At 61.7% G+C, this 22918-nt stretch carries 22 protein-coding genes and 1 pseudogene; 9 read left to right on the top strand and 14 right to left on the bottom strand.

Annotation, left to right across the window (positions count from 1 at the left end; translation table 11 throughout):
* Nucleotides 1-71 precede the first annotated feature (71 nt).
* From ASD95_RS20705 to ASD95_RS20695, 3 genes are all read left to right on the top strand, one after another.
* Nucleotides 72-542 carry a prepilin peptidase gene (locus ASD95_RS20705; protein ID WP_056725252.1) on the top strand — a complete coding sequence of 157 codons (471 nt, stop codon included), beginning with the start codon at nt 72-74 and terminating at the stop codon, nt 540-542.
* A 114-nt stretch (nt 543-656) separates the two neighbouring features.
* On the top strand, nt 657-1430 hold the full coding sequence (locus ASD95_RS20700) for a response regulator transcription factor (RefSeq protein WP_056725251.1): 774 nt from the start codon (nt 657-659) through the stop codon (nt 1428-1430).
* Nucleotides 1431-2152: 722 nt separating this feature from the next.
* Nucleotides 2153-2413, top strand: a complete 261-nt coding sequence (locus tag ASD95_RS20695; protein WP_056725249.1) for a DUF6124 family protein — start codon at nt 2153-2155, stop codon at nt 2411-2413.
* Here the strand turns inward: ASD95_RS20695 and ASD95_RS20690 are convergent.
* From ASD95_RS20690 to cpaB, 5 genes are all read right to left on the bottom strand, one after another.
* Nucleotides 2410-3300 (bottom strand): type II secretion system F family protein, encoded by an 891-nt coding sequence (locus ASD95_RS20690; protein WP_056725246.1) that lies wholly within the window; start codon nt 3298-3300, stop codon nt 2410-2412. The two genes, ASD95_RS20695 and ASD95_RS20690, sit on opposite strands and share 4 nt — an antisense overlap.
* Nucleotides 3301-3302: 2 nt before the next feature.
* Complete coding sequence (locus ASD95_RS20685; protein WP_056725244.1) at nt 3303-4187, bottom strand: type II secretion system F family protein; 885 nt, start codon at nt 4185-4187, stop codon at nt 3303-3305.
* A gap of 9 nt (nt 4188-4196) precedes the next feature.
* Nucleotides 4197-5477, bottom strand: coding sequence for a CpaF family protein (locus ASD95_RS20680; protein ID WP_056725242.1), 1281 nt, complete (start codon nt 5475-5477; stop codon nt 4197-4199).
* Nucleotides 5474-6664, bottom strand: a complete 1191-nt coding sequence (locus ASD95_RS20675; RefSeq protein ID WP_056725241.1) for an AAA family ATPase — start codon at nt 6662-6664, stop codon at nt 5474-5476. Before ASD95_RS20675 ends, ASD95_RS20680 begins: the two co-directional genes overlap by 4 nt.
* Nucleotides 6665-6783: 119 nt before the next feature.
* A complete protein-coding gene (gene cpaB / locus ASD95_RS20670; protein ID WP_056725240.1) occupies nt 6784-7731 on the bottom strand; it encodes a Flp pilus assembly protein CpaB in 948 nt (315 codons plus the stop codon).
* 322 nt (nt 7732-8053) lie between these two features.
* On the opposite strand from cpaB, the gene ASD95_RS20665 reads away from it, so the two are divergent.
* Both ASD95_RS20665 and ASD95_RS20660 read left to right on the top strand, forming a co-directional pair.
* Entirely contained in the window at nt 8054-8263 is a 210-nt protein-coding gene (locus ASD95_RS20665) for a Flp family type IVb pilin (protein WP_056725239.1), read from the top strand.
* 67 nt (nt 8264-8330) lie between these two features.
* Nucleotides 8331-8744 (top strand): response regulator, encoded by a 414-nt coding sequence (locus ASD95_RS20660; protein WP_056725238.1) that lies wholly within the window; start codon nt 8331-8333, stop codon nt 8742-8744.
* A 456-nt stretch (nt 8745-9200) separates the two neighbouring features.
* Here the strand turns inward: ASD95_RS20660 and ASD95_RS20655 are convergent, their stop codons facing one another.
* Together ASD95_RS20655 and ASD95_RS20650 are read right to left on the bottom strand one after the other, a co-directional pair.
* Nucleotides 9201-10055 (bottom strand): MaoC family dehydratase, encoded by an 855-nt coding sequence (locus tag ASD95_RS20655; RefSeq protein ID WP_056725237.1) that lies wholly within the window; start codon nt 10053-10055, stop codon nt 9201-9203.
* A 2-nt stretch (nt 10056-10057) separates the two neighbouring features.
* Nucleotides 10058-11410: a 3-oxoacyl-ACP reductase gene (locus ASD95_RS20650; protein ID WP_056725236.1), complete on the bottom strand. Its 1353-nt coding sequence runs from the start codon at nt 11408-11410 to the stop codon at nt 10058-10060.
* A gap of 216 nt (nt 11411-11626) precedes the next feature.
* On the opposite strand from ASD95_RS20650, the gene ASD95_RS20645 reads away from it, so the two are divergent.
* Nucleotides 11627-12904 carry an acetyl-CoA C-acetyltransferase gene (locus tag ASD95_RS20645; protein ID WP_056725235.1) on the top strand — a complete coding sequence of 426 codons (1278 nt, stop codon included), beginning with the start codon at nt 11627-11629 and terminating at the stop codon, nt 12902-12904.
* Between the two features lie 139 nt (nt 12905-13043).
* On the opposite strand, the gene ASD95_RS30395 is transcribed toward ASD95_RS20645, so the two are convergent.
* Both ASD95_RS30395 and ASD95_RS30390 read right to left on the bottom strand, forming a co-directional pair.
* On the bottom strand, nt 13044-13772 hold the full coding sequence (locus tag ASD95_RS30395; protein WP_411741810.1) for a methyl-accepting chemotaxis protein: 729 nt from the start codon (nt 13770-13772) through the stop codon (nt 13044-13046).
* 129 nt (nt 13773-13901) lie between these two features.
* A pseudogene (locus ASD95_RS30390) lies at nt 13902-14990 on the bottom strand (cache domain-containing protein); the annotation flags it as partial.
* Between the two features lie 446 nt (nt 14991-15436).
* Here ASD95_RS30390 and ASD95_RS20635 point away from each other — a divergent pair.
* Nucleotides 15437-16330: a PA4780 family RIO1-like protein kinase gene (locus ASD95_RS20635; RefSeq protein WP_056725232.1), complete on the top strand. Its 894-nt coding sequence runs from the start codon at nt 15437-15439 to the stop codon at nt 16328-16330.
* A 149-nt stretch (nt 16331-16479) separates the two neighbouring features.
* Here the strand turns inward: ASD95_RS20635 and cueR are convergent, their stop codons facing one another.
* The 3 genes from cueR to ASD95_RS20620 all read right to left on the bottom strand — a co-directional run bounded on the left by cueR (nt 16480) and on the right by ASD95_RS20620 (nt 19736).
* Nucleotides 16480-16878 carry a Cu(I)-responsive transcriptional regulator gene (gene cueR / locus ASD95_RS20630; protein ID WP_056725231.1) on the bottom strand — a complete coding sequence of 133 codons (399 nt, stop codon included), beginning with the start codon at nt 16876-16878 and terminating at the stop codon, nt 16480-16482.
* A complete protein-coding gene (locus tag ASD95_RS20625; RefSeq protein ID WP_056725230.1) occupies nt 16875-19268 on the bottom strand; it encodes a heavy metal translocating P-type ATPase in 2394 nt (797 codons plus the stop codon). Before ASD95_RS20625 ends, cueR begins: the two co-directional genes overlap by 4 nt.
* Nucleotides 19269-19355: 87 nt before the next feature.
* Nucleotides 19356-19736 carry a hypothetical protein gene (locus ASD95_RS20620; RefSeq protein WP_056725229.1) on the bottom strand — a complete coding sequence of 127 codons (381 nt, stop codon included), beginning with the start codon at nt 19734-19736 and terminating at the stop codon, nt 19356-19358.
* Nucleotides 19737-19884: 148 nt separating this feature from the next.
* Here ASD95_RS20620 and ASD95_RS20615 point away from each other — a divergent pair, with 148 nt between their 5' ends.
* Nucleotides 19885-20082, top strand: a complete 198-nt coding sequence (locus tag ASD95_RS20615; RefSeq protein ID WP_046043755.1) for a cation transporter — start codon at nt 19885-19887, stop codon at nt 20080-20082.
* A gap of 90 nt (nt 20083-20172) precedes the next feature.
* Nucleotides 20173-21369: a multidrug effflux MFS transporter gene (locus tag ASD95_RS20610; protein WP_056725227.1), complete on the top strand. Its 1197-nt coding sequence runs from the start codon at nt 20173-20175 to the stop codon at nt 21367-21369.
* Nucleotides 21370-21377: 8 nt separating this feature from the next.
* Here the strand turns inward: ASD95_RS20610 and ASD95_RS29475 are convergent, their stop codons facing one another.
* Complete coding sequence (locus tag ASD95_RS29475) at nt 21378-21551, bottom strand: hypothetical protein (RefSeq protein ID WP_008050343.1); 174 nt, start codon at nt 21549-21551, stop codon at nt 21378-21380.
* A gap of 237 nt (nt 21552-21788) precedes the next feature.
* On the bottom strand, nt 21789-22802 hold the full coding sequence (locus ASD95_RS20605) for a zinc-binding alcohol dehydrogenase family protein (protein WP_056725225.1): 1014 nt from the start codon (nt 22800-22802) through the stop codon (nt 21789-21791).
* Between the last annotated feature and the right edge of the window lie 116 nt (nt 22803-22918).

Here is a 22918-nt window from a genome sequence, read left to right as displayed (position 1 = left end):
GCGTCTACCCTGACCAACACTGAGTAATGTCAGCATAGAATCATTCAGCCAAAACGGACGTTTTTTACCGAATGCAGAGCTTTGTCCTACTGATCTGGCTGGCGCTGTGCGCCGCACAGGATGCCCGGCAACGGCACATCGCCAACGGCCTCACCCTGGGCGGCGGTGCCCTGGCCCTGGCATGGTTGCTGTGGAGCGGCACGACCTGGCTGGGTGCCGAGGCACAACAGGGTGGCTGGGCCTTTTTGTTGGCCCTGGGCTTCACGCTACCGGGCTATGCCATGAAGCGAATGGGTGGCGCCGACGTGAAACTCATGGCCGCCCTGGCTCTTGCGACGGACGGTATGCACGTGCTCGGCACGTTTATTGGCGCCGGATTGGCCAGCGTTTTCTGGCTGCTGCTGGCGCCAAGAGTCTGGCTTCATATGGGTCAAGGGCTTAGAACCCATCTTTTTTACATGGCACCTGAACTGTCAAGGAAGCAGCCATTTGCACCCTTCGTGCTGGTGGGGCTGATTCTGACATTTGCCTGGTTCCGCTAGCCGACCCTTTTGTGTACATAGCCGCAAACTACGTCTACTTTTCAGACAGAAGTTGTACAGCCGCTGGCTGTCGCTGAGGGACGGGTCAACCTTTGACCTGACAGGGAGTTACTCGTGAGCAAGTTTACTTCGGCAGTAAAAGTCCTTGTGGTCGACGATGCGCCATTGATCGTTGAAGAGCTTTGCGAGTTTCTGGAGGGCAAAGGTTACCGTTGTGTTCCCTGCGAATCGGGCTATCAGGCGATCGAGCGTTTCAACGAAGACCTCGATATCGGCCTGGTGCTACTGGACCTTCACATGCCCGGCATGGACGGTATTGAGCTGATGCAGGAGTTGCAGCGGCTATCGGGCAAGCACCGGGCGTTCGAGGCGATCATGCTCACCGGGTGTGCCGACAAGCAGGATGTGATCAAGGCCCTGCGCGCTGGCGTTGCCGACTATTACCAGAAGCCGATCGATCTGGATGAGTTGTTCGAGGGTATGCAGCGGCAGGAAGTGGCCTTGCAGGAGAGGCACAAGAACCTGCAGTTGGGGCATTTGAATCAGAAGCTGCAGTATCTGTCCGAGTCGATCGATGATCTGTACCAGGATCTGGACAAGGTTCGGCGTGGGCCGCATGCGGCTGACGCGGGTGTCGCTGATGGTGATGCGGTGGAGGTTCCGGCGATGTTCAATCAGCTGTCACCGCGGCAACTGGACGTGGCGCGGTTGGTGGGCAAGGGGCAGACCAATTATCAGATTGCCTGTGAGTTGGGGATTACCGAGAACACGGTGAAGTTGTATGTGTCGCAGGTGTTGCGGTTGACGCATATGCATAATCGGACGCAGTTGGCGTTGGCCTTGTCGCCCAGTGGGACCGTGGGGCGGCAGCGGGTTACGGCGCACTGAGGCTTGGCGGCCTCTGGGCCGACCATGCTGGTGGTTTAGGTTGAGTACATATCCGTTGCTGCGGTAACGGCTGCTTATGGTTCCGCTCTTACAGCGGGTCACTAGGCTCGGCGTTCCTTCGCTGCGGTATTCATCCGGGGGCATTGCCCTCCGGTCGGCTTCGCTTCGACCTACATGCAATGAGTTCGACTGCGTCGAACGGCGCTACGCGCCAATCCCCGGATAAACACCTCCGCTCAGCCTTCCGAGGGGGCGGGTGGATCAAGATCAAGAGCTGCAGGCGAGCTAACGCTCGGCCTGATGAGTGGTGAAGAGCGACGCGGTGTACGCCGACCTGTCTTTGCCTTTCTGTGGGAGCGGGCTTGCCCGCGATGACGTCCTTTCAGCCAACACATTCCTGTGTAGTTTTCCTCAAACCCCTGGGAAATCTCCGACACGCTTTTCAGGTTGTCCGTCGGAAGCGCGATCTCTAGCCTTTGTCGGTCGCTGCAAAATCAGTGACCGGGCTGTCGCGGCCTTTTAGTCTACTTGGTGCATAATCCACCGGCTCAAACCGGAGCGCTTCGGTGCTTGTCGTTTGATGTAATGGTGGCTGTGCGCGGGATACCTTCGGGTATGCCGGGTTTCCAAGTAGCTCGGTCCGCGACCCCGCGTACAGCTGCCACCCTTGATTGCTGTCGCGGCGATCAGTGGCAGCTCCATCTCATACTTGGAGCTTCACCATGATCAAACCCACCCCAAATCCCCCAAAACCTGTCACCCACAAGCCAGGCACGATGTTTGTCATCGCCCCGAATATCGACACCGAAACCTTGCTGGCCCACGCCTGTGAGTCACTGGCGTCGGCGAGTGTGATGGCGAGTGATTTCGCTGGGTTTCTGCAGGGCTCGCAGCGCAATACGATGCTGGGGATTGCGCAGGTGATCATGCTGGGTGAGCTGGCGGTGAATCGGGCGCTGGATAATCTCGATCCGCAGGATTAGTGCCCAAAGGACCTGGCCAGGGCCGTGAAGCCCGGGCCGGCCAGGACGATCAATAACGCCGGGAAGAGAAACAGCATCATCACCACGGACATTTTGGCGGACATTTTGGAGATGTATTCCTGCAGGCGCGTCAGGCGTCGGTCGTCGAGCAACTGTTTGAGCGCCAGCAGGGATTTCATCGCGCCGCCACCCTGATGGATCAATTGTTGAAGGATCACGCAGGTGTCGGTGAACTCGTCTACCGCAAGCAAGCGGGTGGTCTTGTTCAACTCTTCGCCCAGTTCCAGGCCGGAGTCGACGCGGGTCAGAATCAGGCGCAGTTCATGGGTCAGGACGGGCAGCAACTGCCTGCCCTCCTGGCTCAGCACACGAAGGGATTGCTCCACCGCCATGCCGGATTCGAACAGGGTGCGCAGCAGTGCAATGAAGGTCGAGGTTTCGGTGGCCAGTTGTTTTTGCCGACGCTGTGCGGCGGCGGCCAGCCAGCGCTTGGGCAACAGATAGCCGGCGCTGGTGGCGAGCATCGGGGCGATCCAGTGGTTCTCCACATTCGGGAAGAACAGCCCCTGGATCAGCAGGCACAAGGACAGCGCCAACATCGGCACACCCACCTGCAAGGCGGCGAACAGCGAGCGTTGGCGTACGCTGCGCCAGCCCAGGCGGTTGAGCAGGGCCTGGGTTTCGTTGTCCATTTTGACCGACTGCTGCCCCAGCCGACTGGCTCCCAGGGCATGCAGCAGTTGGGTGAGGTGGCTATCACCGGGCGCCTTGCCATCCAGGCGCTGGGCCACTTGGCGTGCCCGTCGGCTTTGGTCCAGCAAGGCGCTGAGCAACAACAGCGCCGCCCCGAAAAGCAGCAGTGCGCTCACCAGCAAGAGCATCGTCATATTCATAGGCTACGCAACATGCGCCAAAGCGCCAGGCAACCGAATACCTGAAATCCGAAGGCACTCGCCAGCATGATTTGCCCCGAGCTGTCGTGCCACATGGAAAGCAGGTAGGTTGGATTGGTGAGTAGAAAGTAGCCAGCGACCGAGGCCGGCAGCAGGGCCAGGACCACGGCTGTGATGCGGGTTTCGCCGGTCATGGCCTTCAACTGGCGAGCCGCTTGCTCGCGCTCGCGGATCATCTTGATCAGGTTTTCCAACAGCTCACTGGCATTGCCGCCGTAGTGGTGGTTGACCTTCAAGCCGAGTGCGAGCAGGCGTAGTTCGTCTTTTTCGTACAGTTCGGCGAAGTCCGAAGCGGCGTCTGCCAGGCTGACCCCCAGTTGCACATTGCGTTGAATCCGGCCCATGGCATTTTTCAGCGGGTGTTCGGCCGCATCGATGGCGCCGAGCACGGCATCGGCCAGGGTTCGCCCGGACTTCAAGCTGCGTACGGCATGGTCGAGCAGCATCGGCAGTTGGTCGATCATGCGACTGAGGCGACGCTGATAACGCCAGCTGACGAATAGTCGTAGCACCACCGGAGGCACCAGCAGCGCCAGTAGCGCGCCGATCCAGCCACCCAGGGCAATCCCCAGCAGCACCCCGAGTATCCAGAACACCAGCCATTGGCCCAGGCGTTCGGTGGGGCGTCCGAGACCGGCACGCAGGAACGCCCGCTCAAGGCCCGCCCATGATGACTTCTGCACGGCCCGAAGCGGTTGTCCCTGGTTCAGGCGTCCCAAAATCCGTTCGTTGCCGGTCTGGCGCAAGCCGCTATAGAGCAGGCGCAGCGCCAGGCCGAGAAAGATCAGGCAAACGAGGATGAGCAGCGCCGGTTTGAGCATGCCGTGACCTCAGTACGCCGAGGGAGACAGCGCCGAGTCCCGGCGCAATTTGTCGCCAGCCGGGTTCACGGCTTCGCGCAGGAAACCAAATCCGGTGTGGCGGTCGAAACGGAACAGTGTGTTGGTGACATACACGTCGTCGCGCACACCAACGACTTCCACCACTTCACTGACGCAGCGGCGACCGTCGGGCAGGCGCGTGAGCTGGATGACCACGTCGAGCGCCGCGCAGATCATTTGTCGCAGGGTGCGTTCGGCGATGCTGCGACCGGTCAAGCCCACCAGGGTTTCCAGGCGCAGCAGTGCATCCTGGGCGTTGTTGGCGTGTACGGTACTCATCGAACCGTCGTGGCCGGTGTTCATCGCGGTCAGCACATCGACCACTTCGACGCCGCGAATCTCACCGAGGATGATCCGGTCCGGGCGCATCCGCAGGGCGTTGCGAATCAGGTCGCTGGCTTTCACCTCGCCATGGCCTTCGGCATTCGGTGGACGGGTTTCCAGGCGCACGACGTGAGGGTGGCCCAGTTGCAGTTCGGCGACGTCTTCGATGGTGACCAGTCGTTCGTGGGGGTTGATCAACTGGCTGAGAATGTTCAGCAGCGTGGTCTTGCCGGTGCCGGTGCCGCCGCTGATCAGGATGTTGCAGCGCTTGCCCACGGCTTCATGAATGAATTCGAAGATCCCGTGATCGATGGTTTGCATCGCGATCAGGTCGGAGCTTTTGAGCATGTCCTGGCGGAACTTTCGGATCGACAGGCACGGGCCATCGAGGGCAATCGGCGGAATGATGGCGTTGACCCTGCTGCCGTCCGGCAGGCGCGCGTCGACCATGGGCGAGGACTCATCGAGACGTCGACCCAGGGGCGCGAGAATCCGTTGCATGACACGTTCGACGTGGTGCGAATCGATAAAGCGCAGGTCACTCAAGTGCAGCAAGCCTTCGCGTTCGACAAATACCCGGTGCGGCCCGTTGACCAGAATCTCGGTCACCGTCGGGTCGCGCAGCAGTACTTCCAGAGGGCCGAAACCGGTGAGTTCGTCGACGATCTCTTCGGCCAGGCGCTCCATTTCATAGCGGGAAATCGCCAGGTGCAAACGCGCGATGTACTCGGCCACCTTGTCGATCACGAACTGCGACAGCGCCTGGCGCGAACCCTCCAGCAGGTTTTTCCCCGACTCTTCGATGGCGTCGATGATGTAGCGGTGCAGCACCAGTTTCAGGCCTTCGTGGTCGGTGTTGCCGATTGCGCCGCGATGGGGGGAACCGAAGAGTTTTTCACTGCTCATTGTGCGCCCCTCAAGCGGTTGAACCAGCCGGTCTTGGGTTTGGCCAGGCCTTCGGAATGCTTGGCCAGGCGCTCGCCGAGGGCGCGCAGGCCCTGGGTGAGGCCCTCGCGTGGGGCCAGTTCGAACAGGGTCAGGCCCTGGTTCTTGGCGTTGAGCCGCACTTCCGGGCTGTAGGCGAGGGTGGCGATGATCTCCAGGCCGAACGTCTTGCCCAGGGTGTCGGAGTCCGGTGCGACGCTACGCAGGTAGCGGTCCACGAGCAGTTTGGCGTGATCGAGCTTCATGCCTTTTTCGCGCCACAAGTTGAGCACCGTGAGGTTGCGGCGGCAGTCGAGCACGTTCTGGTCGGTGTACCACAGCAGTTTGTCGCAATGGCTGACGAAGGTGCGCAGCGCCTCACTGTCGGGTTGACCGGTGAGGTTTACCACGATGTGCTGGAAGTGTTGGCGCAGGGCGCTGAGCAACATGTACAGCTCGGCGGCGCTGGTGTGTTCCAGCGGTTCATCGCCACTGGCGTAGGCGAGGATGCGCAGCCCGGCTTCGCAACTGGTGAAGGCGCTGTCGATCAGTGTCGCGTCCAGGCGTCGCAAGTGGCGCAATGCATCGCCGAAATGAAACGAGCTTTCAAGGCCCAGCAGCGCCAGGCTATCGCCCCGGGGTAATCCAAGGTCCAGCAGCAGCGTGTGCTGACCGCTTTTTTGCACCACTTGCGCCATGTGTGTGGCCAGCAACGCGCCGTCGGCGCTGCTCTGCACGCCATACAGCACGGTCAGGCGGCCAAGGTGCGTGTTCGGCGCGACAGCGGGCAGGCGTTTGCTCAGGCGTCGCACCAGCCCCGCGACTTCACTTGAGCGTGAACCATAGGCCACGAAGTCCCTGGCCCCGGCGCGCATCGCATTGAGTACAAGCTGGTTGTCCATGCCGTCGCCCAGCGCGACGATCGCCAGCATCGGTTTGGCTTCCAGTGCGCTTTCGATCAACGCGCTTTGAGTGACCACGTGGTCGCGGTCCAGGCCGATGAACACCAGGCTGGCGCAGGTCACGTCCACCAGTGCCAACAGTTCGTCGAGGCTGCCGCCACCGGCGCTGACCACCTGGCCCAAGGGCGCAAGGGCACCTTGCAGCCATTCCAGGTCGGTGCTGTTGCGCGTGATCGCGAGGAAGGTTTGACTCAGGTTCTGGCTCATTGCGGTAACTCGCTACGTGATACCGCACTCGCCGGCAGGCCGCCGAGCAAATTGGCCCGGATCAAGCCGTTGAACAATGGCGTAAAAGGTCTGCGCATGGAAAGGCATCCTTGCTCGACTCAGGGTGTTTGTTGGGTGATCTCGTTACCGCGAATGACTTCCACGCTCTGCTTGCGCGGCGCGGCGCCAGAGCTGGTGGTGACAGGTTTGGGTGGCCCGGTCATGGCCAACTGGCTGAATTGCAACAACTCGCGGTTGGCATTGGCCAGGTTGGCGGCAGAGCCGCTGTCGCCGGCCCAGTAGCGCGCCAGGCGTTTTTCATCGGCGCTACGCACGGCCAGGCGCAGCACGCCGGCCTGGGTCGCGAGCATCAGGCGGCTCACCAGTTGTTCAGGAACGGCGAGCAACACGGTCCGCGCCGCGGCGCGGGATTGATCCTGTTTGAGTTTTTCATCGGTGTTGCGCGCCGGGCTGGAAGGCTGGCCGTCGTTGGTCAACCCCAATTGCTCGCCGACCCCGAGCACCCGCAAGGCCGGCACCACGAGTTGAGCCGTTGGCTGAGGATTGAGGGTGTCCATGCGCAGGAACAGCAGCACATCGACATAGTCCCCCGGCGTCAGTTGCCCGCCGACTATGACCACTTCGTCTGTGGCGACCGCGAGGGCGCGCTCATTGGGGCGGATCATCCGCGACAGCTTGCTGCCGGCTTCGAAGCTTTCGTCGTTGAGCCAGCTGCCGGCGGTGAGGGCGCGCCAGGGGGTACGGCCAATCGCCTGGTCGAGGCTGGTCAGGCTGCCGACCGGGGCGGTGTGCAACTGTTCCAGGACGACATCGGCGGGGGTGACCGGGGTATATGGCGCGACATCGTTGACCAGCACGACCACCGGATGGCGGGTCGGGTCATTTGCCGACAGAGGTGCCTGTGGGATGGCCAGCGGTGCATTGGCGGTGGATTGGGCAACGGCCTCGGGGGCCGGTTGGCGACTCAATGAGAGTCCCCAGTAGCCGGTAATGATGGCGCCGACCAGAAACAGTCCGGCGAGGCCCAGAGTGACACGGCTGTTCATGAAGGCTCTCCCTTTCCTGCTGCGCAAACCTCGTCAAGTCCAACGAGACAACTTCGCAATCAGGCAGCTATGAACATGGAACTATTTCGCTATTTGACCGTAGCGCAGGTAGAGCAAAATGCCATTAGTGCGGGGAAAATATCTAACGGAAGTGCAAAGTTGCGATAAAACGACCTGTTTTTGACGTCAACGAAACGGTTAATGCTTTCGTATTAATGCGTATTTACAGTTGTTGGGCCTGGGAATGCCGACAATGCTGGTGCTGGCACTGGGGAATCATGTTGCGTCCGTGCAACACCCGTCGTCGTCCAGGAGAAATGCCATGTCTTTTTCCACGCTTGTTTTGAAGGTCGCTGCCGAAATCGCATATTACAAAGGCTTGATCAAGGATACCGAGGGAGCTTCAGGTATTGAGTACGCGGTTATCGCTGCCATGGTCGCGGTGGTTATCGCCGGGCTCAGTTCGGGCGTTGGGGATGATATTAGGACGGTGTTCGGCAATATCAGGACTGCACTGGTCCCTAGTTCCTGATTAAGGCATCGGAAATGCTGAAATCGGGTACTAACATCAGCGCTTCGTCCATTGCAGGTGTTACCTCATGAACACTCACGCACAGCCACGCCAACAGTTGCTTCTGGTGGATGACGAAGAGGACGCATTGCTTGAGTTGGCTGAGTTGCTGGAGGGTGAGGGGTTCAACTGCTTTACGGCCACTTCGGTCAAGCTCGCGCTGCAGCATCTGACCCGGCATCCCGATATCGCTTTGGTGATCACCGATTTGCGCATGCCGGAGGAGAGCGGCATGTCGTTGATCAAGCGCTTGCGCGAGCATACGTCGCGCCAGCATTTGCCGGTGATTGTGATGTCGGGGCATGCGGGCATGGATGATGTCAGTGACATGTTGCGCTTGCAGGTGCTGGATCTTTTTCGCAAGCCGATTTATCACGTGCGGTTGTTGGAGACGCTCAATAATCTGTTTCCTCAGCCGCAGGTTTATCTGGTCAAGCGTTGACTTGGCGGCCTCTGGGCCGACCATGTTGGTGGTTTGGGTTGAGTACATATCCATTTCTGCGGTAACGGCGGCTGGCGGTTTCGCCCTTACGGCGACTCACTTTTTTACAAGCGCCTAAAAAAGTAAGCAAAAAACGCTCGCCCCTTACGTACGGCCCCTCGCTAAGGCTCGGGGTTCCTTTCAAGATCAAGAGCTGCAGGCGAGCTAACGCTCGGCCTGATGAGTGGTGAGAAGCGGCGCGGTGTGGGCTGCTCTGCCTTTGCTCTTCTGTGGGAGCGGCGGTGTGGCGATCCGACTTGCCCGCGAAGACTGCCTGCCGGCCGACCTGACCCTGGTGGATGTACCTTGAACCTATGGGAGCGGGCTTGCCCCCGAAGGCGGCCTGAAAGCCGACCTGATTATCTGAGTGTACGCAGCCCATCAGGAGCACGCTTCCTCACCATGAATATCAGCCGTTCAGGCCACCGGTCGCCAATGCCCGACCATATGCTCCAGCTCCCCGAGACCCACCAATTGAAAGTCCCCACTCGGCCCCGGCGCACTGGCCAGCAACGTCACTTCACTGGGTAACCGTACCGGCTTCTTGAACTGCACTTCGATCTCGACATTCGCCACAGGCAGATGCCCGGCCAGCGCAGCCAGGGTGCGCGCCTTGTTCCACAGACCATGGGCGATGGCGGTCGGGAAGCCGAAGAGTCGGGCGCTGGCCGCGCTCAGGTGAATCGGGTTGTAGTCGCCGGACACCTTGGCGTATTGCCGGCCGATGTCCGAGGGCGCTTTCCAGTGCTCGACTTCGCTCAGGGCCAGGCTCGGTACCAGGCTCTCTTCGAGCGGTTCGCCCTCGAGTTTGACGCCGCGACAGAGCATCCGGCTTTCTGCTTCCCACAGCGGGCCCAACTGATCGTCGAGTATGGTCAGCAAATCGAACGTTGCGCCTTTGGCGTGGGGTAGCAGGTTCTGCACTTGCACGCTGACGCGCACCCGACTCACCCCGCCCATGGGGCGCAGTACACGAATGCGGTTGCTCAGGTGAATCAGACCCAACAGCGGGAACGGGAAGTCCCTGGCTGTGAGCAGTTGCATCTGCAAGGCAAACCCGAGGATGTGCGGGTAGGTCGGCGGCAGCAGGCCGTTGTCGGCGAAACCACAGACCTTGCGATAGGCCGCCAGGCGCTTGGGATCGACTTCGACCCAGCAACGCAACCCCGAATCGGGCAGGTGGCTGCCAGTGATTTTGCGCCGTGTCGCCGCTCGTGCGTACAACCCCGGCAGGCCGGGTTCGCGGTTGAGTGTGTGCCAGTCGGTGATCATCCTTAAGCTCCCAGAACGCTTTGCCCACATACGCGCAATGCTTGCCCGGTGAACGCGCCGGTGCCCGGTTGCGCGAGCCAGGCCACGGCCTCGGCGACGTCCTGCGGCAGGCCGCCCTGGCCCAGCGAACTCATGCGCCGTCCGGCTTCGCGCAGGCCGAAGGGAATGTGTGCGGTCATCTGCGTTTCGATGAAACCCGGCGCCACGGCGTTGATGCTGATGCCGCGCTCTTGGAGCTCCGGCGCCCAGGCTTGTGCCATACCGATCAACCCGGCCTTGCTCGCCGCGTAATTGGTTTGCCCGCGATTGCCGGCGATGCCGCTGATGGACGCCAGCAGGATCACCCGGCCGTTGTCGTGCAGGGTGCCGCTGTCGAGCAGGGCTTTGGTCAGCACTTGCGGCGCATTGAGGTTGACCGCCAGCACCGCGTCCCAGAATTCCGGGGTCATGTTGGCCAGGGTTTTATCCCGGGTGATGCCGGCGTTGTGCACTACGATGTCGAGGCCATCGGGCAATTGTTCGATCAACTGCGCGGCGGCGTCTTCGGCGCAGATGTCGAGGGTGATGCTGCGCCCGCCGAGGCGCGCGGCGAGCGCTTCGAGATCGGTTTTGGCCGCAGGCACGTCAAGCAGGGTGACGTCGGCACCATCACGGGCCAGGGTTTCGGCGATGGCGGCACCGATACCGCGTGCTGCGCCGGTAACCAGAGCCTTGCGCCCGGCGAGCGGGCGTGTCCAGTCGGTGACTGGCGTCGCGCACGGATTCAAGCGAATGACCTGCCCGGACACGAAGGCGCTTTTCGGCGAGAGGAAAAACCGCAGCGGGCCTTCCAGCTGCGCCTCGGCACCTTCGCCGACGTAGATCAATTGCAGGGTGGCACCGCTGCGTAATTCCTTGGCCAGGGAACGGCCGAAACCTTCCAGGGCACGCTGTGCACTGGCGGCGAACGGGTCGCGCAGGGTTTGCGGGTCACGCCCGAGAATCACCAGGTGCGCACAGTGTTCGAGGTTCTTCATCAGCGGCTGGAAAAACTCGCGCAGTTGCTTGAGCTGATCGGTGTGCAGCAGGTCACTGGCGTCGAATACCACGGCCTTGAGTTTCGGTCCGTGGCCGGGAATCCAGGCCGTGGCCATCGAAGGCTCGGTGCCGTAGCTGTAGATCGCGTCGGTCAGGCGGTTGGCGAAGGCGTTGACGTGTTCGGTCAACGGCCCGCCGCCGATCAGCAGTGCGCCTTCCACAGGTCGCAACCGGCCCGCTTGCCAGCGCTCAAGCCTGGTCGGCGTCGGCAACCCCAGGGCGCCGACCAGGCGGTGGCCGATGGACGAATTGGCGAAGTCGATATAGCGGTCAGACATGGAACGCGCTCCGAAAGCTGGGGATCAAAGTGTGGACCACGAATGGCGATCAGTCGTTCGATCCACGAGATAAGGCCTACGCTTGGTCATTGTAGGAGCTGCCGAAGGCTGCGATCTGTTGATCTTGATTACAAAAAAGCCAAGTCAAAAGATCGCAGCCTTCGGCAGCTCCTACAGGGGGAGTTTCAATTTTGGCAATTTCATCAGGAGCTTTTCATGACCCAACTGCGCCGCGTCGCGATCATCGGCGGTAACCGGATTCCCTTCGCCCGCTCCAATGGCCCCTACGCCACGGCCAGTAACCAGGTGATGCTCACCGCCGCCCTCGAAGGCCTGATCGAGCGTTACAACCTGCACGGCCAGCGCATCGGCGAGGTGGTCGCCGGGGCGGTGCTCAAATTGTCGCGGGACATGAACCTCACACGTGAGTGCGTACTGGGTTCGCGACTGTCGCCCGCCACCCCGGCCTATGACATCCAGCAGGCGTGCGGCACCGGGTTGGAGGCCGCGCTGCTGGTGGCGAACAAGATTGCCCTGGGGCAGATCGACTGTGGCATTGCCGGTGGCGTGGACACTACCTCGGATGCGCCGATCAGCGTCAGCGAAGGCCTGCGCAAAATACTTCTGCAAGCCAACCGCGCGAAAACCACCGGCGACAAACTGAAAACCTTCCTGCAGTTGCGTCCCAAGCATCTGGTTCCCGAGTTCCCGCGCAACGGCGAGCCGCGTACCGGGTTGTCCATGGGACAGCATTGCGAGTTGATGGCGCAGACCTGGGACATCCCGCGCGAAGCACAGGATCAATTAGCGTTCGAGAGCCATCAGAAACTGGCCGCGTCCTACGCCGAGGGCTGGCACAACGACCTGATGACACCCTTCCTGGGCCTGACCCGCGACAACAACCTGCGCCCGGACTCCACGCTGGAAAAGCTCGCCGCGCTCAAGCCGGCCTACGAGAAAAGCGCCAAGGGCACCCTGACCGCCGGCAACTCCACGCCACTGACCGATGGTGCGTCACTGGTGCTGTTGGGCAGCGAGGAATGGGCCAAGGCACGCGGCTTACCGATCCTGGCCTACTGGCGTGACGGCGAGGCGGCGGCGGTGGATTTCGTCAACGGCGCCGAGGGCTTGTTGATGGCACCGGTCTACGCCGTGCCCCGGTTGCTGGCGCGCAATGGCCTGACCTTGCAGGACTTCGACTACTACGAAATCCACGAAGCCTTCGCCGCGCAAGTGCTGTGCACCTTGAAGGCCTGGGAAGATCCCGAGTACTGCAAAACCCGTCTCGGGCTCGATGCGGCGCTGGGCTCGATCGACCGCAGCAAGCTCAACGTCAAGGGCAGTTCATTGGCGGCGGGGCATCCGTTTGCCGCTACGGGCGGGCGCATCGTCGCCAACCTGGCGAAGTTGCTGGATGTGGCGGGCAAGGGGCGGGGACTGATTTCGATCTGCGCGGCGGGCGGGCAGGGCGTGACCGCCATCATCGAACGCTGAACACAGAACAACTGTGGGAGCGAGCTTGCTCGCGATGGCGGTGTGTCAGTCAACAAAGATGTTGAAACTGGTGGCCTCATCGTCGGAACGCCGCCCGGAGCACGCTCGCTCCCACAGGGTTTGGGGGTATGGCGACTAATTAGGTCCGGAACCTGCGCACCAACCCGTCCAGCTCACTGGACAACCCGGCCAGGCTCTGGGAGTCCAGGCGCGCCGAGTTGGCCAGTTCCGCCACCAATTGCGCATCGCCATGGATCTGGCTGATGTGCCGGTTGATGTCTTCGGCCACTTGATGCTGTTGTTCCGCCGCCGTGGCGATCTGGGTGTTCATGTCGCGGATCACGTCCACCGACTCGCGGATCTGTCCGAAGCTGTTGCGTGCCTCGCCGATGCGGGTCACCGATTGCTGGGACACTTCCAGGCTGGCGTGCATCTGATGGGCCACCTGGCTGGTGCGTTTGGCCAGATTGCCCAGCAGTCCGTCGATTTCCGCCGTGGAGTCGGCGGTGCGCTTGGCCAAGGCCCGCACTTCGTCGGCCACCACGGCAAAGCCGCGTCCCTGTTCACCGGCACGGGCCGCTTCGATCGCGGCGTTCAGCGCCAGCAGGTTGGTCTGTTCGGCGATCGAGCGGATGGTCCCCAGGATCGACTGAATGTCGTTGCTGTCGCGTTCGAGCTGTTGCATCGACTGGGCCGACTGTTCGATTTCCTGGCTCAGGCGATCCACGCTGTTCACCGCCGCGTCGATCTGCTGCTGACCTTCGCGCGCCTGGCGCTGGCCACTGTCGGCAGACTCCGCGGCCTGGCTGCAAGAGCGCGCGACTTCGTTGGCGGTGGCGACCATTTCGTGGAACGCCGTGGAGACCATGTCCACCGCTTCACGCTGGCGCCCGGCGGCTTCGGCCATGTCGCTGGAGACCTGGGTCGAACTCTTGGACGTGGCGAGGATCTTGCCCGCCGCGCCGCCGATGTTCTGGATCAGGTTGCGAATCGCGGTCAGGAACTGGTTGAACCAGTTGGCCAGTTGCGCGGTTTCATCGTTGCCACGGATTTGCAGGTTCTGGGTCAGGTCGCCTTCGCCCTGGGCGATGCCTTCCAGGCCGCTGGCCACGCTGCGGATCGGGCGCACGATGAGGCTGGCGAAACTGGCGCCGACGACGGCGAAGATGACAGCCAGGACGGCGGCGATGATGGCGATCAACCAGGTCAACTGGGTCGCGGAGCTCATCACGTCGTCCTGTTTGATCAGGCCGATGAAGGTCCAGCCCAGTTGCTCCGATGGCCAGACGTTGGCCATGTAGTGCTCGCCGTTCAGCTCCACTTCCACCAGGCCCTTGCCGGCCTTGGCCAGTTGCGCGTAGCCGTCGCCAAGGCTGTTCAGCGGTTTGAAGTTGTGTTCCGGTTGTTTCGGGTCCACCAGGACCATGCCGGTGTTTTCCAGCAGCATCAGGTAGCCGGTTTCACCGAGCTTGATCTGCTTGACGATTTCGGTGAGCTGCTTGAGCGTCACGTCGATGCTGACCACGCCACCGTTGGTGCCCAGTTTGTTGTCGATGGTGCGCACGGTGCTGACGTAGGTCGCGTCGTCCTGGGCCCAGTAGTAAGCCTCGGTGCGGAACGGCTTGCCCGGTTTGGCCTGGGCGGCCTTGTACCAGGGGCGCTGGCGCGGGTCGTAGTTATTGAGCTTCGGATCATCCGGCCACGACACATAGCCGCCCGCCGCGGTGCCGAGGATGGCATAGGCATAGGCCGGGTGGCTGTTGCCCAGGTCCTGGAGCAGGGCGAAGACTTTTTTGTCCGCCTCGCCCTGGGGGACGCTCTCGGCGTTGGCGGCCATGTAAGTCTTGAGGCTGTCGTCGGAGTTGCGGATCAGCGGTTGCTTGGCCAGGTAATCGACGTTCTGGCTGATGCCGTCAAAGAACAATTGCATGGCGTTGCTGACCTGACGAATCTCGCGGGCACTGCCGTCGACGAATTCGTCCCTGGCATCACTGCGCAGGTTCAGCACAACGAGGGTGGCGACCAGCACCACGGGCAGGCAGGCGATGATTGCAAACGCCCAGGTCAACTTCTGTTTGATGTTCATCCGCGCTCCAGATTTTCTTGTCGGCCCACGCAGTGCAGATGACTCGCGGTTTATTGGCAGCCGTAAACGTTCTTGGTCAACCCGGATCCTTGAGTGCGGCATCGCTATTGTTGGGGGAGCGATTGTCGGACAAATCACTTTGTCACTTAGGGCTTCGGCCGTTGTCGGAGGAAATTGAGGTCTGTTGGGAAAAATCCTACGGAAGGCATGAGTTGTGTTGTCAGCTTCTGTCGCAATTGCCCTCAATGCCCCTGCACAACAAGTGACGCAGGCTCGGCTATGATCTGGAACGACCCATGGCGGTCGTCGGTTTTACCTGATGAAATCGGTACATTGTGTGCATCTGCAATGTTCATAAGTCGGCAACCCCTCCCCCCCGTGAGTGGATTGCCGTATAACGAATGACTTTCGCGTGTTTGGTAATAAAGGACCCACAATAAAAGCTGATGAAGACTCCAAAACGCATTGAACCCCTGATCGAGGACGGTCTGGTCGACGAGGTGCTGCGCCCACTCATGAGTGGTAAAGAAGCAGCTGTTTATGTGGTGCGCTGCGGCAACGAGTTGCGTTGCGCGAAGGTCTACAAGGAGGCGAATAAACGCAGTTTCCGTCAGGCGGCCGAGTACCAGGAAGGCCGCAAGGTGCGCAACAGCCGTCAGGCCCGTGCGATGGCCAAGGGCTCCAAGTTTGGCCGCAAGGAAACCGAGGACGCCTGGCAGAACGCCGAAGTGGCGGCGCTGTTCCGTCTGGCCAATGCCGGTGTGCGGGTGCCCAAGCCGTTCGACTTTCTCGAAGGCGTGCTGCTCATGGAGCTGGTGGCCGACGAGTATGGTGATGCCGCGCCGCGTCTGAACGATGTGGTGCTGGAGCCGGATCAGGCCCGCGAATATCACGCGTATCTGATTTCCCAGATCGTGCTGATGCTGTGTACCGGTCTGGTGCACGGCGACCTGTCCGAGTTCAACGTGCTGCTGACGCCGACTGGCCCGGTGATCATCGACCTGCCGCAGGCGGTTGACGCGGCGGGCAACAACCACGCGTTCAGCATGCTGGAGCGGGATGTGGGCAACATGGCGTCCTACTTCGGGCGGTTTGCGCCGGAGTTGAAGAAGACCAGGTACGCCAAGGAAATGTGGGCCTTGTACGAGGCCGGCACCTTGCACCCGGCCAGTGTCCTGACCGGCGAGTTCGCCGAAACGCAAGAGCTGGCCGACGTGGGCGGCATCATGCGCGAGATCGAGGCCGCGCGCCTGGATGAAGAGCGCAAGCAAGCCGTACGCGCGGCGGACGATGCTCCGCCGGGCAAGACCGAAGAACCGCCTCCGCCATGGATGCAGTGATCGGTTAAAGAAAAACCCGGCTTCGGCCGGGTTTTTTGTGCCCAACTGGCAATCCCTTGTAGGAGCTGCCGAAGGCTGCGATCTTTTGATCCAGATTTTTTAAGATCAAAAGATCGCAGCCTTCGGCAGCTCCTACCTATAGGCCTATTTCAGGGGCAACACCCCGACTCCAGATTCTTCAGAATCGGGCAATCCGGCCGATGATCGCCATGGCAGTGCTCGACCAGGTCCTGCAAGGTGTCGCGCAACTGGCCCAACTCGCGGATCTTCTGGTTCAACTCGTCGATGTGCTGGCGGGCCAACGCTTTCACATCGGCGCTGGCGCGCTGGCGGTCTTGCCAGAGGGTCAGCAACTTGCCGACTTCTTCAAGGGAAAACCCCAGGTCCCGCGAGCGCTTGATGAACGCCAGGGTGTGCAGGTCGTCATCGCCGTATACCCGGTAGCCGCTGTCGGTGCGATGGGCTGCCTTGAGCAGGCCGATGGATTCGTAATAACGGATCATCTTTGCACTCAGGCCGCTGAGGCGGGCCGCTTGGCCGATGTTCATCGGTTGTCCTCCAGGTCCTTGGGTTTCCAGGTTTTCAACAGTAGCGCATTGCTCACCACGCTGACGCTCGACAACGCCATGGCCGCACCGGCCAGCACTGGATTGAGGAAGCCGAACGCCGCCAGCGGAATGCCGATCAGGTTATAGACGAAGGCCCAGAACAGGTTCTGCCGGATCTTGGCGTAGGTCTTGCGGCTGATCTCCAATGCGGCCGGCACCAGTCGCGGATCGCCGCGCATCAGGGTGATGCCGGCCGCGTGCATGGCGACGTCGGTGCCACCCCCCATGGCGATGCCGATGTCGGCCGCGGCCAGTGCCGGGGCGTCGTTGATGCCGTCGCCGACCATTGCCACCACGCCGGTTTGTTTCAGCGCGGCGACTGTGGCGGCTTTGTCTGCCGGCAGCACTTCGGCATGCACATCCTGGATGCCCAGCGCCTCGGCGACGGCCTTGGCGCTGCCTCGATTGTCGCCGGTCAGCAGGTGGCTGCTGATGTTCCGTGCATTCAGTTGTTGCACCGCTTGCAGCGCGCCGGGCTTGAGGGTGTCACCGAAGGCGAACAGGCCCAGCACCTGTGGTTCGGGGGATTGTTCGATCAGCCAGGACAAGGTCCGGCCTTCGCTTTCCCACGCGGTCGCCGAATCAGCCAATGGCCCTGCATGCAAGCCGCTGTCTTCCAGCAGGCGCCGATTGCCCAGCGCCAGGCGACGCCCATCGAGGTTGCCGGCGATACCACGACCGGTCAGGGACTGGCTGTCGCTGACATCGGTCACCTTCAATCCACGCTCGGTACAGGCATCCAGAACAGCCTTGGCCAGCGGGTGCTCACTGCCGCGTTGCAGGGCGCCGGCCAATTGCAGCAGGCTCGCCTCATTCCCGTCGATGGCATTCAGATGAGCAATGCGCGGGGCGCCGGAGGTCAGGGTGCCGGTCTTGTCGAACACCACCGCGCTGACTTCATGGGCACGCTCCAGTGCTTCGGCATCTTTGATCAGAATCCCGTGGCGCGCCGCCACGCCGGTTCCCGCCATGATCGCCGTCGGCGTGGCCAGGCCCAGGGCGCACGGGCAGGCGATCACCAGCACCGCCACGGCATTGATCAGCGCGGTCTCCATCGGCGCGCCGTACAGCCACCAGCCGATCAGGGTGGCCAGGGCAATCAGCAGCACGGTGGGCACGAATACCTGGCTGACTTTATCCACCAGTTTCTGGATCGGCGCTTTTGCGGCCTGGGCGTCTTCCACCAGACGGATGATCCGCGCCAGTACGGTTTCCGCACCGAGGGCCTGGGTGCGCACCAGCAACCGGCCTTCACCGTTGATCGCGCCACCGGTGACTTTGTCGCCGGGCTGCTTGGGCACCGGCAGGCTCTCGCCGCTGATCAGGGCCTCATCGGCGTGGCTCTGGCCTTCAACTACTTCGCCGTCCACCGGGAAGCGTTCGCCGGGTTTGACCATCACCAGGTCATTGAGGCGCAGGGCACTGATGGCGACGTCTTGCTCGTGGCCATCGGTCACCCGGATCGCCCGTTCCGGGCGCAAGGCTTCGAGGGCTCGGATGGCGCTGGCGGTCTGGCGCTTGGCGCGGCTTTCCAGGTACTTGCCCAGCAGCACCAGGGCAATCACCACCGCCGAGGCTTCGAAATAAAGATGCGGCATGCGCCCGGCGGCGGTGGCCCATTCGTACAGGCTCAAGCCATAACCGGCGCTGGTACCCAGGGCCACCAGCAGGTCCATGTTGCCGGCTCCGGCACGCACGGCTTTCCAGGCGGCGACGTAGAACCGCGCACCGAAGATAAATTGCACCGGCGTGGCCAAGGCGAATTGCGCCCAGGCCGGGAGCATCCAGTGCACACCGAATGGCTGCAGCAGCATCGGCAATACCAGTGGCAAGGCGAGGGCAAAGGCGATGATCAAGGCCAGGCGTTCGCGGTGCAGGCGCTGTTGCTGATTGTCGGTTGGCGGGTGTTCGGCTTCCCAGATGCTGGCGCTGTAGCCAGCCTTTGTCACAGCGGCGATCAAGGTCTGCGGATCGACCTGGCCGAGCAGTTCAAGGTGGGCGCGTTCGTTGGCCAGGTTGACGCTGACGCTTTTCACACCGGCCACCTTGCCCAGCGCACGTTCGACCCGACCGACGCAGGACGCGCAGGTCATGCCGTCGATGCTCAGTTCCAGGCTCTGTTGCGGCACGCTGTAGCCGGCCTTGGCCACGGCATCCATCAGGGCCGGCAAGCTGTCGCTGGGTGCCTGGACCCGCGCCTGCTCAGTGGCGAGGTTGACGCTGACGGCACTGGCGCCAATGACTTTGCTCAAGGCGCGCTCGACCCGCCCGGCGCAGCTGGCGCAGGTCATGCCGGCAATCGGCAGGTCGAACGTGGTGGATTCGGACATCGGTCGCACTCCCTGTAGTAGATGACCACAGGATCAACCTTGCCATGCTGGCAAGGTCAAGTGCCATGATTCAGATCAAGCCGCCGCTCAGTAGCCGAGACCGGTGCGCTTGAGGTACATCCCTTCCTGCGTCATCGCGATCCGGTACTTGAGCACATCCCCGGCCTTGAGCTGGATATCCTGTGAGCCCGGAGCGAGCATGCCCGGATTGCAACCCGGCATCTGACCCGGAAGCAACTTGAGGCGCAGCGAGACGATGCCCGGCGGCAGGTTGAACGAGGTGCTCTGTTCCTGAAACAGTCGTGCCGCCAGTTGATCCTGGATGTACACACCGATCTCGCAGCTGGTCGCGACTTCCAGGCGCTCGCGGGAAATGATCAGCACGCCATAATCCTGAGCGGCATTGACCGAAGGCACGGCGGCGAAAAGGCTGAGAAAGCCAAACAGGCTGAAAACTGACCAGCGCATGGCTGAATCTCCTGAGTTCGAGTCATTGATGGACGCAGCTTGGCCGAGCGTCGCGCCGATTGCCAGCCCGGCAGCTAACTTCAGAACTTGACCTTGCCATGGTGGCAAGCTCGAAACTGGGCTCAACCCTCGGAAAAGGAGTCATCCCATGCAAGTGTTCAACGTTGAAGGCATGTCTTGTGGTCACTGCGTCAAGGCCATTACCCAGGCAGTCCAGGCTAAAGACCCTGCGGCCAGTGTGCGGGTCGATCTGGCGGCCAGGGAGGTCGGTGTCGAAAGTGCGCTGACCGCCGAACAGGTGATCGAGGCGATCAGTGAAGAGGGTTACGGCGTCAAACTGGCCTGAATTTGATAGTTAGCGAGCTACCGGAATGTTCAAGGCGTCCATGCGCGGCTAGACTGTCGGGCTGCCGACTTCTGCCCCACTGGATGCCTGATGAACTTTCGTACCATTCTGATTCTCGGCGCCTTGAGCGCTTTCGGTCCGCTGGCGATCGATTTCTACCTTCCGGCCTTCCCGGCCATGGCCCAGGCTTTCGGGACGGACGAAAATCACGTTCAGATGACGTTGGCGGTGTACTTCCTCGGCTTGTCCATCGGTCAGTTGGCCTATGGCCCGGTGGCGGATCGTTTCGGGCGACGCATTCCGTTGCTCATCGGTGTCGGCCTGTTCACCGCTGCATCCGTGGCGTGTGCCTTTGCACCAAGCCTGGAATGGCTGATCGGCGCGCGTTTCATCCAGGCGTTGGGCGGCTGCGCGGGGATGGTGATATCCCGGGCGGTGGTCAGCGACAAGTGTGATGCGGTAGGGTCGGCGAAAGTCTTTTCGCAGCTGATGCTGGTGATGGGGCTTGCCCCCATCCTCGCGCCATTGCTGGGTGGGTTGTTGGTCAACACCACAGGCTGGCAGTCGATCTTCCTGGCCTTGACCGGTTTCAGTGCGCTGGCGGGGCTGGCGGTTGCGACGGGATTGCCGGAAAGCATGCCGGCCCACATGCCGCGTCAACCGTTGTCGGGTGCGCTGCGTCAGTACGGCCGGTTGTTGGCTGACCCGATATTTCTTGGCCATGCCCTGACCGGGGGCATCGCCATCGCCGGGATGTTTGCCTACATCGCCGGTTCACCGTTCGTGTTCATCAAACTCTATGGCGTCCCGGCGGAACATTTCGGCTGGCTGTTCGGCATCAATGCGGCGGGCTTCATTCTGGTGGCGCAGGTCAACGCCCGCTTGCTGGCCAAACGTGGTCCGGCGTTTTTGCTGGCGCGCGCCGTGTGGGTTTACCTGGCGGCCGGACTGACGCTGTTCGCGATCAGCTCCCTGCACACCGCTCAACTGTGGCCGGTGTTGCTCCCGTTGTTCGTCTGCATTGCCAGCCTCGGCTGCATCCTGCCCAACGCCTCGGCCTGTGCGATGAACGGGCAGGGCGCACGGGCCGGCAGCGCGTCGGCGCTGCTCGGTTGCCTGCAATTCAGCGTGGCTGCCGGCGCCTCCGCACTGGTGGGCGTGCTGCACGACGGCAGTGCCGTGCCCATGGCCATGGTCATCAGCCTGTGTGGAATTCTGGTGGTGAGCGCAGCGGTGCTCACCCGGCGTTTGCAAAATGCCCGGGCGTTGGCGCAAGCCCAGGTTTGAGGCCGGAGTCAGCCGGCTGCACGCTGCGCAAGGAGGACGGGAATCTGGTGAGGGGCCTGGATGCGGGCTTCAAGGGTGCGCGTGAAAGCGCGCGCTTCTGCTTCGCTGCGGAACGTCACAGCATGTTGGTCTAAGCGAACTTGCCATTGGGATTTTGCCAGTTCTTTTATCAGGATCTTCATAGCCGAACTCCTCTCGCAAAAGATGTCTCGTAAAAGAATGCCTCGCAGGAGATTCGATTGTAGTCCCGTATACGGTCACCATTGTGACAAGGATCAACTGTCTGACTGACGGTTTGTAACTAAAAAAAACGCGGCTTTTTCGAGGGGGCCACAGAGGCTGCCTGCGACCGGGATTGCCCGGTCGCAGGCGGAAAACAGCGGAAAGCGATGAAATCAGCGGTGGTTTTTTTCAGCGCTTCAGAATCCTTCCAGCACAATCTTGCCTTTGGCCTTGCCGCTTTCCAGCAGGGCATGGGCCCGGCGCAGATTGGCCGCGTTGATCGTCCCGAAGTGTTCGCCAACCGTGGTTTTCAATGTCCCGGCATCGATCAACCCGGCGACGCGATTGAGCAGGTTGTGCTGCTCGATCATGTCCGCGGTTTCAAACAGCGAACGGGTGTACATGAACTCCCAGTGCAGTGACAGGCTCTTGCGCTTGAGCTTGGTCACGTCCAGCGACTTGGGATCATCGATCAGCGCCAGTTTGCCTTGGGGTGCCAGAGCCTCGATCAGTTGGTCCAGGTGATGGTCGGTTTGCGTCAGGCTGGCGACGTGGGTGACCTGATCCACACCGGCATGCTTGAGTGCTTCGCTCAGTGGCTGGCTGTGGTCGATCACCAGGTCGGCGCCCAGCTCTTTTACCCAGCTTTGGGTTTGCGCACGCGAAGCGCTGCCGATGACTTTCAGGGCCGTCAGTTGGTGAGCCAGTTGCGTAAGAATCGAGCCCACGCCACCCGCCGCGCCGACGATCAACAGGCTCTGGCCTTCATCGGTTTTGCCTTCGGCTACCTGCAAGCGCTCGAACAACAGTTCCCAGGCAGTGATCGCGGTGAGCGGCAGGGCAGCGGCTTCGGCGAATCCGAGGGTCTTCGGCATGTGGCCGACGATGCGCTCGTCCACCACATGCAACTCGCTGTTGCCGCCCGCACGGGCGATGGAGCCGGCGTAGAACACCTTGTCGCCGACCTTGAACAGCGTCACTTCACTGCCCACGGCCTTGACCACACCGGCCACGTCCCAACCCAGCACCTTGGCCGCGCCGCCCTCAGGCTGGACGTTCTGGCGCACCTTGGTGTCCACCGGGTTGACCGAGATGGCCTTGACTTCCACCAGCAAGTCGCGGGGGCCGGCGACCGGCTCCGGCAGTTCGATGTCTTGCAGCGCCTGGTCGTCACTGATCGGCAACGAGGCGTAGTAGGCAATGGCTTTCATGGGCGGCTCCGGAACACTGATAAAGAAGAGATTCGATGGGGCAGATGATTGGCTATTTCTACTGAAGATAAAACCGGCTAAAAGAGCAGTCTCTTTCAATATTTTTTTGATAATCG

The organism is Pseudomonas sp. Root71, assembly GCF_001429045.1.
GTDB classification, from domain to species: domain Bacteria; phylum Pseudomonadota; class Gammaproteobacteria; order Pseudomonadales; family Pseudomonadaceae; genus Aquipseudomonas; species Aquipseudomonas monachiensis.
This window is presented reverse-complemented; position numbering and strand designations above follow the sequence as displayed.

Excerpts from the sequence above, each read along its gene's own strand:
- ASD95_RS20605 (WP_056725225.1), bottom strand. The coding sequence starts at position 22,802 with ATGAAAGCCATTGCCTACTACGCCTCGTTGCCGATCAGTGACGACCAG.
- ASD95_RS20690 (WP_056725246.1), bottom strand. The coding sequence starts at position 3,300 with ATGACGATGCTCTTGCTGGTGAGCGCACTGCTGCTTTTCGGGGCGGCG.
- ASD95_RS30395 (WP_411741810.1), bottom strand. The coding sequence starts at position 13,772 with ATGGTCTCCACGGCGTTCCACGAAATGGTCGCCACCGCCAACGAAGTC.
- ASD95_RS20695 (WP_056725249.1), top strand. The coding sequence starts at position 2,153 with ATGATCAAACCCACCCCAAATCCCCCAAAACCTGTCACCCACAAGCCA.
- ASD95_RS20610 (WP_056725227.1), top strand. The coding sequence starts at position 20,173 with ATGAACTTTCGTACCATTCTGATTCTCGGCGCCTTGAGCGCTTTCGGT.
- ASD95_RS20645 (WP_056725235.1), top strand. The coding sequence starts at position 11,627 with ATGACCCAACTGCGCCGCGTCGCGATCATCGGCGGTAACCGGATTCCC.
- ASD95_RS20625 (WP_056725230.1), bottom strand. The coding sequence starts at position 19,268 with ATGTCCGAATCCACCACGTTCGACCTGCCGATTGCCGGCATGACCTGC.
- ASD95_RS20650 (WP_056725236.1), bottom strand. The coding sequence starts at position 11,410 with ATGTCTGACCGCTATATCGACTTCGCCAATTCGTCCATCGGCCACCGC.
- ASD95_RS20635 (WP_056725232.1), top strand. The coding sequence starts at position 15,437 with ATGAAGACTCCAAAACGCATTGAACCCCTGATCGAGGACGGTCTGGTC.
- ASD95_RS20660 (WP_056725238.1), top strand. The coding sequence starts at position 8,331 with ATGAACACTCACGCACAGCCACGCCAACAGTTGCTTCTGGTGGATGAC.
- ASD95_RS20665 (WP_056725239.1), top strand. The coding sequence starts at position 8,054 with ATGTCTTTTTCCACGCTTGTTTTGAAGGTCGCTGCCGAAATCGCATAT.
- ASD95_RS20620 (WP_056725229.1), bottom strand. The coding sequence starts at position 19,736 with ATGCGCTGGTCAGTTTTCAGCCTGTTTGGCTTTCTCAGCCTTTTCGCC.
- ASD95_RS20615 (WP_046043755.1), top strand. The coding sequence starts at position 19,885 with ATGCAAGTGTTCAACGTTGAAGGCATGTCTTGTGGTCACTGCGTCAAG.
- ASD95_RS20655 (WP_056725237.1), bottom strand. The coding sequence starts at position 10,055 with ATGATCACCGACTGGCACACACTCAACCGCGAACCCGGCCTGCCGGGG.
- ASD95_RS20685 (WP_056725244.1), bottom strand. The coding sequence starts at position 4,187 with ATGCTCAAACCGGCGCTGCTCATCCTCGTTTGCCTGATCTTTCTCGGC.
- cpaB (WP_056725240.1), bottom strand. The coding sequence starts at position 7,731 with ATGAACAGCCGTGTCACTCTGGGCCTCGCCGGACTGTTTCTGGTCGGC.
- ASD95_RS20675 (WP_056725241.1), bottom strand. The coding sequence starts at position 6,664 with ATGAGCCAGAACCTGAGTCAAACCTTCCTCGCGATCACGCGCAACAGC.
- ASD95_RS29475 (WP_008050343.1), bottom strand. The coding sequence starts at position 21,551 with ATGAAGATCCTGATAAAAGAACTGGCAAAATCCCAATGGCAAGTTCGC.
- cueR (WP_056725231.1), bottom strand. The coding sequence starts at position 16,878 with ATGAACATCGGCCAAGCGGCCCGCCTCAGCGGCCTGAGTGCAAAGATG.
- ASD95_RS20705 (WP_056725252.1), top strand. The coding sequence starts at position 72 with ATGCAGAGCTTTGTCCTACTGATCTGGCTGGCGCTGTGCGCCGCACAG.
- ASD95_RS20680 (WP_056725242.1), bottom strand. The coding sequence starts at position 5,477 with ATGAGCAGTGAAAAACTCTTCGGTTCCCCCCATCGCGGCGCAATCGGC.